This is a genomic window from Microbacterium sp. Yaish 1 (assembly GCF_002245215.1).
GTDB lineage: Bacteria > Actinomycetota > Actinomycetes > Actinomycetales > Microbacteriaceae > Microbacterium.
In genome coordinates this window covers 1,179,811-1,194,135 of the sequence record NZ_NPMR01000001.1, presented here as the reverse complement: position 1 = coordinate 1,194,135, position 14,325 = coordinate 1,179,811, and the positions used below count along the sequence as shown (strand labels likewise).

The 14,325-nt window shown below is 70.3% G+C and carries 14 protein-coding genes; 7 read left to right on the top strand and 7 right to left on the bottom strand.

What is annotated here, in order from left to right:
* The first annotated feature begins 177 nt into the window (after positions 1-177).
* The gene (locus CI089_RS05625) at positions 178-672 is read left to right on the top strand and encodes a DUF1269 domain-containing protein (RefSeq protein WP_023953810.1); all 495 of its coding nucleotides are present in this window, start codon (positions 178-180) and stop codon (positions 670-672) included.
* Positions 673-724: 52 nt separating this feature from the next.
* On the opposite strand, the gene CI089_RS05620 is transcribed toward CI089_RS05625, so the two are convergent.
* The 3 genes from CI089_RS05620 to CI089_RS05610 are packed head-to-tail and all read right to left on the bottom strand — an operon-like array spanning position 725 to position 2,324.
* Entirely contained in the window at positions 725-955 is a 231-nt protein-coding gene (locus CI089_RS05620) for a helix-turn-helix domain-containing protein (RefSeq protein ID WP_094260618.1), read from the bottom strand.
* On the bottom strand, positions 952-1,566 hold the full coding sequence (locus CI089_RS05615; protein ID WP_094260617.1) for a hypothetical protein: 615 nt from the start codon (positions 1,564-1,566) through the stop codon (positions 952-954). Before CI089_RS05615 ends, CI089_RS05620 begins: the two co-directional genes overlap by 4 nt.
* Positions 1,566-2,324, bottom strand: a complete 759-nt coding sequence (locus CI089_RS05610; protein ID WP_094260616.1) for a hypothetical protein — start codon at positions 2,322-2,324, stop codon at positions 1,566-1,568. Before CI089_RS05610 ends, CI089_RS05615 begins: the two co-directional genes overlap by 1 nt.
* Positions 2,325-2,499: 175 nt before the next feature.
* On the opposite strand from CI089_RS05610, the gene CI089_RS05605 reads away from it, so the two are divergent.
* The 3 genes from CI089_RS05605 (at position 2,500) to CI089_RS05600 (ending at position 6,240) form a co-directional block, all read left to right on the top strand.
* Complete coding sequence (locus CI089_RS05605) at positions 2,500-5,025, top strand: ATP-dependent Clp protease ATP-binding subunit (RefSeq protein WP_094260615.1); 2,526 nt, start codon at positions 2,500-2,502, stop codon at positions 5,023-5,025.
* 37 nt (positions 5,026-5,062) lie between these two features.
* Complete coding sequence (locus tag CI089_RS16405) at positions 5,063-5,239, top strand: hypothetical protein (RefSeq protein WP_179223241.1); 177 nt, start codon at positions 5,063-5,065, stop codon at positions 5,237-5,239.
* A 251-nt stretch (positions 5,240-5,490) separates the two neighbouring features.
* Positions 5,491-6,240, top strand: coding sequence for a gamma-glutamyl-gamma-aminobutyrate hydrolase family protein (locus CI089_RS05600; RefSeq protein ID WP_094260614.1), 750 nt, complete (start codon positions 5,491-5,493; stop codon positions 6,238-6,240).
* Between the two features lie 153 nt (positions 6,241-6,393).
* Here CI089_RS05600 and CI089_RS05595 read toward each other — a convergent pair whose 3' ends face one another.
* Positions 6,394-7,278 carry a transglutaminase family protein gene (locus CI089_RS05595; protein ID WP_094260613.1) on the bottom strand — a complete coding sequence of 295 codons (885 nt, stop codon included), beginning with the start codon at positions 7,276-7,278 and terminating at the stop codon, positions 6,394-6,396.
* Positions 7,275-9,815 (bottom strand): circularly permuted type 2 ATP-grasp protein, encoded by a 2,541-nt coding sequence (locus CI089_RS05590; RefSeq protein ID WP_094260612.1) that lies wholly within the window; start codon positions 9,813-9,815, stop codon positions 7,275-7,277. The genes CI089_RS05595 and CI089_RS05590 overlap by 4 nt, the downstream gene beginning before the upstream one ends.
* A gap of 68 nt (positions 9,816-9,883) precedes the next feature.
* Between CI089_RS05590 and CI089_RS05585 the strand changes: the two genes are divergently transcribed.
* The 3 genes from CI089_RS05585 (at position 9,884) to CI089_RS05575 (ending at position 11,752) form a co-directional block, all read left to right on the top strand.
* The gene (locus CI089_RS05585) at positions 9,884-10,396 is read left to right on the top strand and encodes an amino-acid N-acetyltransferase (RefSeq protein ID WP_094260611.1); all 513 of its coding nucleotides are present in this window, start codon (positions 9,884-9,886) and stop codon (positions 10,394-10,396) included.
* A gap of 45 nt (positions 10,397-10,441) precedes the next feature.
* Positions 10,442-11,107, top strand: coding sequence for a hypothetical protein (locus tag CI089_RS05580; protein ID WP_179223240.1), 666 nt, complete (start codon positions 10,442-10,444; stop codon positions 11,105-11,107).
* Between the two features lie 237 nt (positions 11,108-11,344).
* Positions 11,345-11,752, top strand: coding sequence for a hypothetical protein (locus CI089_RS05575; protein ID WP_023953832.1), 408 nt, complete (start codon positions 11,345-11,347; stop codon positions 11,750-11,752).
* Between the two features lie 55 nt (positions 11,753-11,807).
* Here the strand turns inward: CI089_RS05575 and radA are convergent, their stop codons facing one another.
* Together radA and CI089_RS05565 are read right to left on the bottom strand one after the other, a co-directional pair.
* Entirely contained in the window at positions 11,808-13,172 is a 1,365-nt protein-coding gene (gene radA, locus CI089_RS05570; RefSeq protein ID WP_094260610.1) for a DNA repair protein RadA, read from the bottom strand.
* A 187-nt stretch (positions 13,173-13,359) separates the two neighbouring features.
* Positions 13,360-14,316, bottom strand: coding sequence for an L-lactate dehydrogenase (locus tag CI089_RS05565; protein WP_094260609.1), 957 nt, complete (start codon positions 14,314-14,316; stop codon positions 13,360-13,362).
* Positions 14,317-14,325 lie beyond the last annotated feature (9 nt).

Below are 14,325 nucleotides of genomic sequence, written 5' to 3'. Positions count from 1 at the left end.
GCCCGGTTCGGATTGCGTGCTCATCGCGGTGCCGCTGAGTGTCGCTCCCCGGGTTCTGAGTGCCCGCCGTCGGCGCGCAGGGCGACGCTCCGGTGCCGCCCGCGACCCCCCTTGTTGCTGTTGCGACGCGGAGATACCGTCGCCCCGAGGGGACGAACCACACGGAATGAGGATTTCATGGCCGATTTGATCGTGATCGCTTTCGACACCGAAGCGGATGCCGAAGCCGCCTACAACGAGATTCAGGTTCTCCAGAACGACCTGGTCGTCGAACTCGCCGGCCTTGCCCTGGTCAAGGTCGACGACGAGGGGAAGACGAAGGTCGAGTACCCCGGCGTCGTCGGAAAGGTGGGAGCCGGCGCCGCGGGCGGAGCGCTGTTCGGGGCGCTGATCGGCATCCTGTTCTTCGTGCCCATCGCGGGGCTCGTCTTCGGTGGACTGTTCGGGGCGCTGTTCGCGGGCCTCGACAAGACCAATCTGGATGCCGAATTCCGCGACCGCGTGAAGTCCGCGGTCTCTGCGGGGAAATCCGCGGTCGTGCTCTATGCGACCAAGATCACGACGGACAAGTTCGCGTCGGCGCTCGCCGGCTACAACGGCACCGTCGTGCAGACGTCGCTGTCGGAGAAGGACGAGCGGGAGCTCATCCACGACCTCAGCAGCACGCGGTAGTCCGTGGCGCGTCCGGGTCGGGGTGTCATTCGCCGCACCCCGACCCGGTTCGTCAGTCCGCGCGGACCAGCAGGTCGCCGATCTCGCAGTCGAGCGCCCGGCAGATCGCGGAGAGCGTCGAATAGCGGATGGCGCGGGCGCGATCGTTCTTGAGCACCGAGAGGTTCACGACCGAGACCCCGACGATCTCGGAGAGACGTGTGAGCGTCATCCCCCGTTCGGCCAGCAGTTCGTCGAGGCGGCAGTGGACCCCGCTCGGGCCTTCCTCATCTGCGGGGCTCACACCAGGCCATCCGTGTCGCGCTGCAGCCGCACGCCGCGTCGGAATGCGATCGCGATGAGGCCGACGGTCACGCCGACCGCCCACACCGGCGCCCAACCCCAGAAGTCGAGGAAGTGCAGCGGCTCGACGTCATCGACCCCGAGAGTGGTGAGGATGCCGTTGCGCCCGATGTTCTCGAGGATGATCACGACGAATCCTCCCCCGACCAGGGCCCATCCGATGACGTCGAAGGCCCGAGCGGTCGCCGGGACGAAGAACCGGCCGCGCAGGAAGCTGCGTGCGACGTACATCACCGCGGCGATCACGGCGAGGCACGTGATGCCCCACACCACGATCGAGCCCGCAAGCGCGGCTGCGGTGCCGGCGTCGACCTCGGGAGCGATGATGAGGGCGTTCTGCACGATGCCATCGACGTGCCCCGTGCCCGACCCGACGGAGGCGGAGAACGGTTCATCGTCGATGTCGATCCGCCAGGCGACGCCCGCCTCTCGAAAGACTTCGAGGAAGCGCGCGACGACTGTCAAGACGACGGTGATCGCCGCGCCGGTGCCGAGCAGGAGGACGGTGATCGCGTCGGCAGCATCCGAGCGGGGTCCGCGGGTGAGTGTCATCACACCAGTCCTTCCGTGTCGCGCTGCAGCCGTGAGCCGTACCGGAAGACTGCGGCGAGGGCGGCGAGGCCTAGGCCCGCGGCGATCGGCCAGAACGGCAGGGTGATGTTGAGCGTCGCTTCCGGCCACCAGGCGAGCGGGTCGTCGATTCCGGGGATCTCGGTCCACCCCGCGCTGCCGCGCGCGAACAGCTCGTGCGATGCCATGCTGCCGGCGATGTCCGAGAGCACCTGAGCGGCGGTTCCGCCGGCCGCCACGATGACAGCGGTCGCCATCGTCATGCGCACGATGATGCGGGTGAAGGCGCGTCCGGCCAGGAGCTGGAAGCAGGCCACGGCGATAAGCGCTGCGATCGCCGCGGGTATCAGCGACCACAGCGCCTGCCCGGCGGTCCAGAGCCCGCGTGCGAGAGGGCTGATGCCCGCGACATCTACCTCGGCGACCGTGAAGCCGCCGCCGACGACCTCGGCCGTCGGGCCCGTGTCGATCGTGACTCCCGGAAGAAGATCGGGCCAGAACGGCGCGACCGGAACGCTCATGCGCGGGGCGTCCGCGGCGAGGTTCTGAATCACCGAGATGGCGGCGCCGAGCAGGCTGAAGGCCGCCCACAGCGCGGACAGTGTCAGTGCCACGCTCACGACGGGAGAAGGTTCGCCGCGACGGCGTGCGCGTGCCGCAGCGACGCCGAACACGGTGGCCGCCACGACGATCACCACCGCGATCACCAGGATCGGACCGATGTTCCACAAGACCAGCATGCTCTGGGCGCTCCATATCGATAGTCGTTGTTATCGAAAAACGATATGTCCTGGCCCTGCCGAGCGCAACCCCGCGTAACGCTATGCCGACGGCGAACACGGGCATACCCGTATCCGTGCCTGGTTACTCTCTTTCGTAAGCGCCCGGAGTCCCGGCGCTCAAAGGAGGCTGACGATGTTCGAGAGATTCACGGATCGTGCCCGTCGCGTGGTCGTGCTCGCCCAAGAAGAGGCGAAGATGCTCAACCACAACTACATCGGGACCGAGCACATCCTCCTGGGTCTGATCCACGAGGGTGAAGGCGTCGCGGCCAAGGCCCTCGAGAGCCTGGGCATCTCGCTCGACGCCGTGCGCGAGCAGGTGCAGGACATCATCGGTCAGGGGCAGCAGCAGCCGACCGGTCACATCCCGTTCACACCGCGCGCGAAGAAGGTCCTCGAGCTGTCGCTGCGCGAAGCGCTGCAGCTCGGACACAACTACATCGGCACCGAGCACATCCTCCTCGGCCTCATCCGCGAGGGCGAGGGCGTCGCCGCTCAGGTGCTCGTCAAGCTCGGCGCCGACCTGAACAAGGTGCGCCAGCAGGTCATCCAGCTGCTCAGCGGCTACCAGGGCAAGGAGCCCGCCGGCGCGACCGTCGGCGCGGGAGAGCAGACCCAGGCGCCGCAGGGCGGCTCGGCCGTGCTCGACCAGTTCGGGCGCAACCTCACGCAGGCCGCGCGCGACAACAAGCTCGACCCGGTGATCGGCCGCGAGAAGGAGATCGAGCGGGTCATGCAGATCCTCTCGCGTCGCTCCAAGAACAACCCCGTCCTGATCGGCGAGCCCGGCGTCGGCAAGACCGCCGTCGTCGAGGGTCTCGCCCAGGCGATCGTCAAGGGCGATGTGCCCGAGACGCTCAAGGACAAGCAGGTCTACTCGCTCGACCTCGGATCGCTCATCGCCGGTTCCCGCTACCGCGGTGACTTCGAGGAGCGCCTGAAGAAGGTCACCAAGGAGATCCGCACGCGCGGGGACATCATCGTCTTCATCGACGAGATCCACTCGCTCGTCGGTGCCGGTGCGGCCGAAGGCGCGATCGACGCGGCGTCGATCCTGAAGCCGCTGCTCGCCCGCGGCGAGCTCCAGACGATCGGTGCCACGACGCTGGACGAGTACCGCAAGCACTTCGAGAAGGATGCCGCGCTCGAGCGCCGGTTCCAGCCGATCCAGGTCGGCGAGCCCAGCATCCCTCACGCGATCAACATCCTGAAGGGCCTGCGCGACCGCTACGAGGCGCACCACAAGGTGCAGATCACCGACGGTGCACTGGTCGCCGCGGCCAACCTCGCCGACCGGTACGTCAGCGATCGCTTCCTGCCCGACAAGGCCATCGACCTGATCGATGAGGCCGGCGCCCGCCTGCGCCTGTCGATCCTGTCGTCGCCGCCGGAGCTGCGCGAGTTCGACGAGAAGATCGCGAAGGTCCGCGAGGACAAGGAGCGCGCGAGCGAGGAGCAGGACTTCGAGAAGGCCGCCGCGCTGCGCGACGAAGAGAAGTCGCTGCTCGCCGAACGTCTGCGTCTCGAGAAGCAGTGGCGCTCGGGCGACGTGGCCTCGCACGCGGTGGTCGACGAAGGCCTCATCGCCGAAGTGCTCGCCCAGGCCACCGGCATCCCGGTGTTCAAGCTCACCGAGGAGGAGACCAGCCGTCTCGTCTTCATGGAGAAGGCGCTGCACCAGCGCGTCGTCGGCCAGGAAGAGGCCATCGCGGCGCTCTCGCGCACGATCCGTCGCCAGCGTGCCGGTCTGAAGGACCCCAAGCGTCCCTCGGGCTCGTTCATCTTCGCCGGCCCCACCGGTGTCGGAAAGACCGAGCTGGCCAAGGCGCTCGCCGAGTTCCTGTTCGACGACGAGGGCGCGCTGATCTCCCTCGACATGTCGGAGTTCGGGGAGAAGCACACCGTCTCGCGTCTGTTCGGTGCCCCTCCCGGATTCGTCGGATTCGAAGAGGGCGGCCAGCTCACCGAGAAGGTGCGTCGCAAGCCGTTCTCGGTCGTGCTGTTCGACGAGATCGAGAAGGCCCACCCCGACATCTTCAACTCGCTGCTGCAGATCCTCGAAGAGGGTCGTCTGACCGACGGTCAGGGTCGCATCGTCGACTTCAAGAACACCGTGATCATCATGACGACGAACCTCGGTTCGTCGGCGATCGCCGGTGGTCCGGTCGGCTTCCAGGTCGAGGGCAACGCTCAGACCAGCTACGAGCGGATGAAGGGCAAGGTCGACGAGGAGCTCAAGCGGCACTTCAAGCCCGAGTTCCTCAACCGCGTCGACGACGTCATCGTCTTCCCGCAGCTGAACAAGGCCGAGCTCCGTCAGATCGTCGACCTGTTCACGAAGCGACTGAGCGACCGTCTGCTCGACCGCGACATGACGGTGGAGCTGTCGGATGCCGCGAAGGACCGCCTCATCGAGATCGGCTTCGACCCGGCGCTCGGCGCCCGGCCGCTGCGTCGTGCGATGCAGCGCGAGGTCGAGGACCAGCTCAGCGAGAAGATCCTGCACGGCGAGCTCAACTCGGGGGACCACGTGAAGGTCGACGCCGAGGGCGGAAAGTTCGTCTTCGAGACGGCCCCGCGCGAGGGCAAGGTCGCGGTCGGCGTCGGCGCGGCCGGCGAGATCGCCGCAACCCCCGACATCGCCGCGAGCGGCGACTGACCGGGTCGCGAGAGCGACCAGTCGTACGGAGGGGCGGATGCTGCGGCATCCGCCCCTCCGGCGTTCGCGCGCCGGGTCGGCGCCGTGGGTGTCGGCCGTGCCGGGGTCGGCCGTGCCGGGGTCGGCCGGCCGTTCCGGTGTCGGCCGTGCCGTCAACAGGCTGGATGCCGGCGAGGCCGCCGTTTACCCGCCGGTTCTCGACTACCGCCTGTAGACGGCACGAGATGAGGGGCGGCGCGGGGTCGTGTCGCGCCGTCGTGGGGTTCCCGCGGGCGGCTGGTTTCGCGGCCTCGTCCGGCGTCGGGCGTGCCGTCAACAGGCTGGAGTCATCGGAGGGCGGGTCTCCGGCCGGCTCGCGGGGTCTCAGCCTGTCGACGGGACACGTCGCGCGACTGAACCGGAAGGTCGTGCGCGCTGCTCCCCGCGTGTGATCGGCGCGAAACACGACGGCCCTACGATCGGCGCGTGAGCAGCGACGACGCCACGACGGCGCCCCGACCCGTCATCGGCCTGACGACCTACCTCGAACGCGCGCAGCAGGGGGTGTGGGACGTGCGGGCGAGCTTCCTGCCGCAGCAGTACTTCGACGGAGTGACGTCATCGGGCGGCGCGGCGGTGCTGCTGCCGCCACAGTCGTCGCCCGGGCCTGCCGCCGATATCGTGCTCGACCGGATCGACGGCCTCGTGCTCACGGGTGGCCTCGACGTGCAGCCCGAGCTGTACGGCGCCGAGCGGCATCCCCTCACGGATCCGGCCCGGCCTGACCGCGACGACTGGGAGCTCGCGCTGCTGCGAGGTGCCCGCGAGCGCGGCATCCCGGTTCTCGGCATCTGCCGCGGATTGCAGCTCATCAACGTCGCCGCGGGCGGCACGCTCCATCAGCACCTTCCGGACGTGCTGGGCACCGATCGCTACCAGCTCGGCGACGGCGTCTTCGCGCGGAACGAGGTCGCGGTGTCGGCCGGGACGATGCTGTCCGAGCTCGTCGGAACGGGCGCGCTCACCGTGAGCAGCTATCACCACCAGGGCATCGACCGCCTCGGCGACGATCTCGTGGTCTCGGCGCGCAGCGGCGAGGGGCTGCCGCAGGCGATCGAGTCTCCCGGGTCGGATTTCCTCGTGGCGGTGCAGTGGCATCCCGAGGAGGATGCCGCCGACCGCCGGCTCTTCCTCGGCCTCGTCGCCGCAGCGACGGAGTACGCAGCGGGCCGCTGAGCCCGCGGCATCCGTGGCCGGTCGGCACGCGCTTACGTGCCGCGATGCAAGCACTCGTGCCCGACACCCCGGAGTTGGATGCCCCGCCCCGGGGTGTCGGCGCGGATCCCTTGCATCCGCGCACGGCGGAACGCGCACGGCACCCCCGGCGGGTCAGGGCTCGATCGGGGCGACGTCGACCGAGACGCGCAGGGTCGAGGTCTTCGCCTCGGTGAAGATGATGCCCTTGACGGGCGAGACGTCGCCGTAGTCGCGGCCCCACGCGACCGTGACGTAGCGGTCGTTGGCCCACTGGTCGTTCGTCGGATCGATCGCGAGCCACTGGTCGGTGCCGGGCAGCCAGACCGCGAGCCACGCGTGCGAGGCGTCTGCGCCGAAGACGCGCTCCTTGCCGGGCGGCGGCTGCGTCGCGAGGTAGCCCGAGACGTAGCGTGCCGCGACGCCGTGCGAGCGCAGGCACGCGAGCGCGACGTGCGCGAAGTCCTGGCAGACGCCGGCGCGCTTCTCCAGCGCATCGGCGACGGTGCTGGTGACGGTCGTCGCGGTGCTGTCGTAGTCGAAGTCGGTGTAGATGCGGTGCATCAGGTCGGTCGCGGCTTCGCCGATCGGGCGTCCCGGGGTGAGCGAGATCGCGCCGTAGGCGGCGGTGGCCTCCGACTGCGCGACGCGGGGAGACGGCATCGCGAACTCCGCGGCGCGCCACGCTCCCTCCTGGTCGGGATGCCGCAGCGGCCGCGCCGACTCCCAGGGCAGCTCGAGTGCCGCCGCGTCGTACTCGGGAGCGGTGACCGCGACCTCGCTCGACGCCTCGATCGACAGCGCCTCATGCGCCTCGGTGACGTGGAAGTACGTCGACCAGTTGCCGAAGTAGTCGGAGTCGCGACGCATGTCGCCCGGGGTGGGAGAGACGACGACGTCGGCTTCGCGCACCCGCTGCCCGGGCAGCTCGCGCGGGATCAGGTGGAACTGCCCGACGCTGTCTTCAACGGGAGCGCTGTAGGTGTAGGCGGTGCGGTGCCAGACGCGGTACTGCTTCACGCGCGAGCCTCCATCAGTTCCTCGATGAGGGCGAGCGACGACAGGGCGACCGGGGGCGGTCCGCTCTCGAAGTGCAGCTCGTCGATCGCGTCGCCGAGCTGTTCGAGCTGCGCCGTGAGGTCGTCGAGCAGCGCGGAGAGCGGCGATCGGATGCCGTCGACGGCATCCCCCAGCGCATCCGTGTCGATCGCTTCGGTGAGGTTCTCGAGGTCGTCGACCAGGCGCTCCGGCCGGGTGGAGCCTGTCGAGGCGGGGGCCGCGGCCAGATGCGTGCGGAGTTCGGCGAGGCAGAACGCCAGGGAGCGGGGGTTGTCGGGGTCACGCAGCAGCAGGTCGAGCACGTCGCCGAGGCGCACCGATCCGCGGAACCGGCGGCGGTGGGTGACGATGCTCTCCGATGCGGTGAGCAGCGCCTCGAGGACGGCCCGTTCGGTGCGCGCGTCGCGCCGGTCGACGACGACCCGCAGCACGTGGCACACCTGCAGCGCGCGCTCGAGGAAGCGTCCCGCCTCGATGAAGTGCCATCCGGTGTCGCGCATCATGTTGGCCGTCACGCCCTGCAGCGAGAGCACGACGGTGAGCATGCGTCCGGCGGACTCGGCTGTGCGGTGCGCGTGCGATGAGGCGCGGAGCGCACGGGAGGCGCGATCGATGCCCGCGAAGACGCGCCAGGTGTCGCCGGACAGCTGGTCGCGGACGCCGTCGAGAGCCTCGCGCAGTCGGCTGAGCGCGTGGGCGGCCGAGCCGACCCGCGCGGGATCGAGCAGAAGCGACCGGAAGTCGGCGTCAGCGGCATCCGGTCCGGGACCGGCGAGCCGGTGGATGGACTCCCGCAGCACGCGGGCGCTCGTGTGACTGGCGCGGCCCGCCCCGGCGAGGTCGAGCTGCTGCTGCGCCGTGAGCACCAGTCGCAGCAGGTCTTCGGCCCGCTCGGCGTAGCGTCCCGACCAGAACATGTCGTCGAGGGCGCGCGGAGCGATGCTCGGGGCGCTGCGGCCGCCCGGGAGCGGGCCGATCTCGACGAGGCCCTGGTCGGCGTCGCCCTCGGCGGCCTTCAGCACCCAGACGTCCTTCGTGGTCGGAGCCGCGTCGGGGCTCTCGCGCACCGTCGCGAGGCCGCCGAGGAGCGGGCGGTAGGCCGAGCCATGGCGCAGAGTGAACGCGCGGAAGATCAGAGCCCGCGCGCGTGCTCCCTCACCCGTCCACACCGGAGCCTGCGAGAGCGGCAGCAGCTCCTGACCGACGTATCGGTGCGGAGCCGCCTCGATGCGAGCGGCGACGGCTGCGGTATCCCGTCCCGCGAGATCGCGGCGCGACCCGTCGATCGTCCGGACGAGCAGCGTCGGGTCCTGCGCGCGCAGACGCTCGAGCACGGTGGTGCGCGCTTCGTCGTCACCGCACCACCACGTCGGGACGGCGGGCAGGCGCAGCTGTTCGCCGAGCAGCGCCTCGCATGCGGCGGGGAGGTAGGGCAGCAGTGCCGGGTTCTCGAGAACGCCCGCCCCGAGCCCGTTGACCAGGCGTACCGTTCCGCGGCGCACCGCCTCGGTGAGCCCCGCGACGCCCAAGCGCGAGTCGGAACGCAGCTCGAGCGGGTCGCACCATTCCGCGTCGACGCGGCGCAGGATGACGTCGACCTGCTCGGTCGGTTCCCGGCGGGGCCAGCCGGTGGGCTTCATCCACACCCTCCCGCCGCGCACGACGAGGTCGCTGCCCTGCACGAGCGACAGGCCCAGGCCCCTCGCGAGGAAGGCCTGGTCGAACGCGGTCTCGGAGTGCGGCCCCGGCGTCAGGACGACGACGCGGGGCTCGGCGACCCCCTCGGGTGCCGATGCGGCGAGCGTCGCGTGCAGGGCCGAGAAGGTCGCGTGCAGGGCCGAGAAGTAGGGCTCCATGCGGTGCGGGTCGCTCTGCTGGTACAGATCGGGGAGCACCTGCGAGATGACGCGGCGGTTCTCCATCGCGAACCCGAGCCCGGACGGGGCCTGCACGCGGTCGGCGAGCACCCGCCATTCGCCGTCGGCGTCGCGTCCGAGGTCGGTGCCCGACAGCAGCAGCGGATGCCGGTCAGCCGCCGTCGCCCGCGCGAGGGGGCGGAGGAATCCCGAGTGGCCGCGCACCGCGGCGGCGGGGACGATCCCCGACGAGAGCAGGGTCTGCGGCCCGTACAGGTCGGCGAGGACGGCGTTCAGCAGCTCGGCGCGCTGCGCGAGCCCCGTCTCGAGCGGGGCCCAGCTGGCCGCGTCAACGACGAGCGGAACGGGGTCGAGCTGCCAGGGCTGGGCGCCGCTGTCGGGCCGGACGTAGGTCACGCCGTCATCGGCGAGGAAGCGGGTGATCTCGCCTTCGACACGGGCCAGCTCGGACGGCGTCAGGGCCAGCGCGAGGCCCGCGAGCGACTGCCAGGCGGGGCGGAGGCCGCCGTCGGCGTCGACCACCTCGTCGTAGCGCGAGAGGTCTGCGGGCCCGTGGGGGAGCGACGACAGCGGCAGTGTCGGCTGGGACACTGCGGCGGCGTAGTCGCGGAGCACGCTCACGTCGGCACTCCAAAGCGGGAGGGATCTCGGGCTGAGGCAACCTTACCGGCGCGGACTATCGTTGAGGTGTGAGCTCCGACGACCCGGCCTTCGTCGTCCGCCCCGCACGGGCGAGCGACGTCCGCGGCATCCGCGAGATGCTCGAGCCCTGGGTGCAGCGACGAATCCTGCTCGGCAAGGACCTCGTGGTGCTCTACGAGTCGGTGCAGGAGTTCGTCGTCGCCGAGGCCGACGGGCAGCTGATCGGATGCGGCGCCCTCCACGTCATGTGGGAGGACCTCGGCGAGGTGCGCACGCTCATCGTCGTCGACGAGTGGCTGCACCGCGGGGTGGGCGGCGCGATCGTCGACCGGCTCGAGCAGGGCGCTCGGGAGCTCGGCCTGTCCCGCCTGTTCTGCCTCACGTTCGAGGTCGACTTCTTCGCGCGTCGCGGGTTCGAGGCGATCGGCGAGCAGATCGTCGATGCCGACGTGTACTCCCAGCTGCTGCGGAGCCCCGACGAGGGCATCGCGGAGTTCCTCGACCTCGCGCACGTCAAGCCGAACACCCTGGGCAACACCCGGATGCTCAAGCGCCTCTAGGCGTGCCGCCCCGGCGGCATCCGGCCCGCGCCCTACCCTGGCTTCATGACCGACACGCCGCCCCGCCGCCGTCATTCGCCCGCGGTCTACCGTCGGCGACGTCTCGTGCTGCTCCTCGTGGTGCTGCTCGTCATCGCGGCCGTCGTGCTCGCGTTCTGGCGGCCGTGGGAGGGTTCGGCCGCGGGCGCGCCCGCTCCGGCTGCGTCTTCGGATGCCGGCGAGGCGCCGGCGTCACCGCCGGCCGACCAGCCCGCGCCCGCGGCATCCCCGAGCGCGCCTCAGCCGTCTTCGGACGCCACGCCGGCTGAGGTCGAAGCGTGCTCCGCTCGATCGGTGCAGGTCTCCGCGGTCACCGACAAGGACTCCTACGGCGCCGGAGAGCTGCCGCAGCTGTCGATCTCGCTGACGAACTCGGGGGCGGAGCCGTGCCTGCTGAACGTCGGCACCGCGACGCAGAAGCTGACGGTTTCCAGCGGTCCCGACGTGTGGTGGCGCTCGACGGACTGCCAGAGCGAGTCGAGCGACCAGGTCGTGCAGATCGATCCCGGACAGACGGTCTCGAGCGTGACCCCGATCACCTGGGACCGGACGCGGTCGTCGGTGGACAGCTGCGGCGGGGAGCGCCCGGCCGCGCCCGCGGGCTACTTCAATCTGGCGGTCGAGATCGGCGGGCTGGCGGGTCAGCAGGAACGTCAGTTCGTCCTGCGCTGATCCTCCCGCCGTGAGTGAGACTTTTCTCACCGGACAGAGGCAGACAGCGGCCGGGCCCGGCCGTAACCTGGATGCAGTTCCCCGAGGAACCCCCGCTGTCCCCAGCAGCGAGTAGTCGCGTAACCCCCCAGAATCGCGACGACGGATCCCCACCTCGGGTGAGCGATGGGCCCTCTCGATTTCCTCAGTCCCCAATGAAGAGTTCGAGAGGGCCCCTTCCCTCTCTAGGCTGAGGTGATGGCTGGAAAGAAGCGGGGCGCGAAGAAGCCGCTGCCCGAGTTCCGCAACCCGCAGCTCGCAGACGCCCTGCAGACGCAGGACATGGCGGCCCTGGCGTTCGCCCTGCGGCACGGCCCGACCGTCGTGCCGCTCATGCGCCCGGGAAACCGGGACGATCCGCGCGACGTCGGGGAGATCTGGACCTATCGCGATCCGAACACGGGGGATGTCGCACTGCTCCTGTTCAGCGATGCGGCCCACAAACCCGAGGCGCTTCCGGCGCATGTCGCGCTGCAATCGCCCGGCGGTCTGCGCGCGTTCCTCGGTGTTCACGAGTCCGAGATCACCACGGTGTTCTTCGACATCGCGGGCCCGCACCCGATGCAGGCCGCCCCCCAGGACGTGATCGCCGCCCTCGACGCTTGACCGTGGGGTTCGGGCTCGGGCCCCGGGTGGGGGCGTGAGTTGCCAGGTGAGCGGGTCAGAAGCCGGTGTCGGTGGCGGATGCCGCGGGCTGGCGCACCTGCAGGTCGCGCATCGCACCGCCGATCGTGCGGGATGAGGCATCCACCACCGCGGTATAGCCCATGCGCTTCGCTTCGGACTGCCGCTGGTTCGACTGGGTGACCGGGCGGATCTCTCCGGCGAGGCTGAGCTCTCCGAAGGCCGCCACCTGTCGCGAGACGGCCTTGCCGCCGACGGCACCGGCGATGGCTATCGCGATGGCCAGGTCAGCGGCGGGCTCGACCAGGCGCACGCCGCCCACCGTCGAGACGTAGACATCCTGGTCGCTCGTGACCGCGACTCCCCGCTTCTCGAGCACGGCGAGGATCATCGCGACGCGGGCGCTGTCGACACCGCTGACGACACGCCGGGGGTTGGGTGCCCCGGTCTTGAGCGTCAGTGCCTGGACTTCGACGGGCAGTGCGCGCCGGCCCTCGAGTGCGATCGTGACGCAGGTGCCCGGCACAGGATCACCGTGCCCGAGGAACAGTGCGCTCGGATCGGGTACCTCTGCGATGCCGTCGCCGGTCATGTCGAAGCATCCGACCTCGTCCGTCGGCCCGAAGCGGTTCTTCAGCGCTCGGACGAACCGGAGCGAGGTCTGCCGGTCGCCCTCGAATTGGCAGACGACGTCGACGAGATGCTCGAGGACGCGGGGGCCGGCGATCGAGCCGTCTTTCGTGACGTGTCCGACGATGAGGACGGGGAGATCACGCTCTTTCGCGACACGGATCAGCGTCGACGCCACTTCGCGCACCTGGCTCGGCTGGCCCGCCACCCCGTCGGAGAGCGACGACGACACCGTCTGCACCGAGTCGACGATGAGCAGGTCGGGGCGTACGTCGTCGACGTGGCCGAGCACCGTGGCGAGGTCGGTCTCGCTCGCGAGGTAGAGGGCGTCGTGCAGCGCCCCGGTCCGCTCGGCGCGCAGGCGCACCTGTCCGAGCGATTCCTCCGCGCTGACATACAGCACGCGTCGACCAGAACGAGCGGACTGCGCGGCCACCTCGAGCAGCAGAGTCGACTTGCCGACGCCGGGCTCACCCGACAGCAGGATCGCCGCGCCGGGGACGACGCCACCGCCGAGCACGCGGTCGAACTCGCCGACGCCGCTCGACCGCCGCGGCGCCTCGGTCGTGTCGATCTCGGTGATGGGGCGAGCCGCGCGCGCAGCGCCGGGACTCACCGCCGTCACGGTCGACGTGATGCCGGTCTGCGTCGCCGCCTCGACGACGGTGCCCCACTGCTGGCACTCCCCGCAGCGACCGACCCACTTCGCCGTCGTCCACCCGCATTCCGTGCACTTGAAGGCCGTGGTGGGAGCGGGACGTCGAGAGGCCATGCGTCCAGGGTAGGTGCGACCTCCGACATCCCTCGGTCACCGGCCCCTCGCGAGCCACGCCCCGATACAACTGTCGGATCGGTGGTGCGGATGTCGCGTCCCCGGGCCTCCGGGACGACACCAGCACCGCCGGTCCGACGGATGTATCAGCACCCCGCCCGAACCCGCACGCCGGGCGGGCGCGAGGTCAGCCGCGCAGGGAGGCCGCGACGTCGCTGAGGGCCGCCGCCGAGTGCTGGAACAGCTCGAGCTCTCGATCCGAGAACGCGATCTCGCGCACGGGGAACGCGCCCCGGCGGTTGACGACCGACGGCACGGACAACGCCATGCCGTCGACACCGTGGAAGTCGCGCAGCACCGCGGAGACGGGCAGCACGGCGTTCTCGTCGCGCAGGATCGCCTCGACGATCCGCGCGCTCGAGAGACCGATGGCGTAGTTCGTCGCGCCCTTGCCCTGGATCACCTTGTACGCGGCGTCGCGGACGTCGACGGCGATCTGGTCCAGCTCCTCGGCGGTGAACTTGGGCTGACCGTCGAGGGGAACCCAGTCGAGGATCGGAACGGTGCCGATGGTGGCGTGCGACCACAGCGGGAACTCGGTGTCGCCGTGCTCGCCGACGATGTAGGCGTGCACGCTCGAGATCGAGACACCGGCGCGACGGGCGATCTTCCAGCGCAGGCGCGAGGTGTCGAGCACGGTGCCGGAGGCGAAGATGCGCTCGGGCGGCAGGCCGGTCGCCTCCTGCGCGAGGACGGTGAGCACGTCGCACGGGTTGGTCACGATGACGAAGGTCGCGTTGGGGGCCACCTCGAGCAGCTGCGGCATCATCGAGGCGATGATGCCGGCGTTCACCCCCGCGAGCTCGGTGCGCGTCTGTCCGGGCTTCTGCTTGGCGCCGGCGGTGATGACCACGACGTGCGAGCCCTCTGCGACGGAGATGTCGGACCCGCCGATGATGTCGCTCGAGCCGGTGAACTGCGCGCCGTGGGCGAGGTCGAGCACCTCGGCCTCGGTCTTCTCGGTGGCGATGTCGTAGAGGGCCACGTGACGGGCCGAACCGCGGATGAGGGCCGCGTAGGCGACGCTGGATCCGACGGCGCCCGCGCCGACGACGGTGAGTTTGGAGTTCTCGATCGCGCTCATGATCTCAGT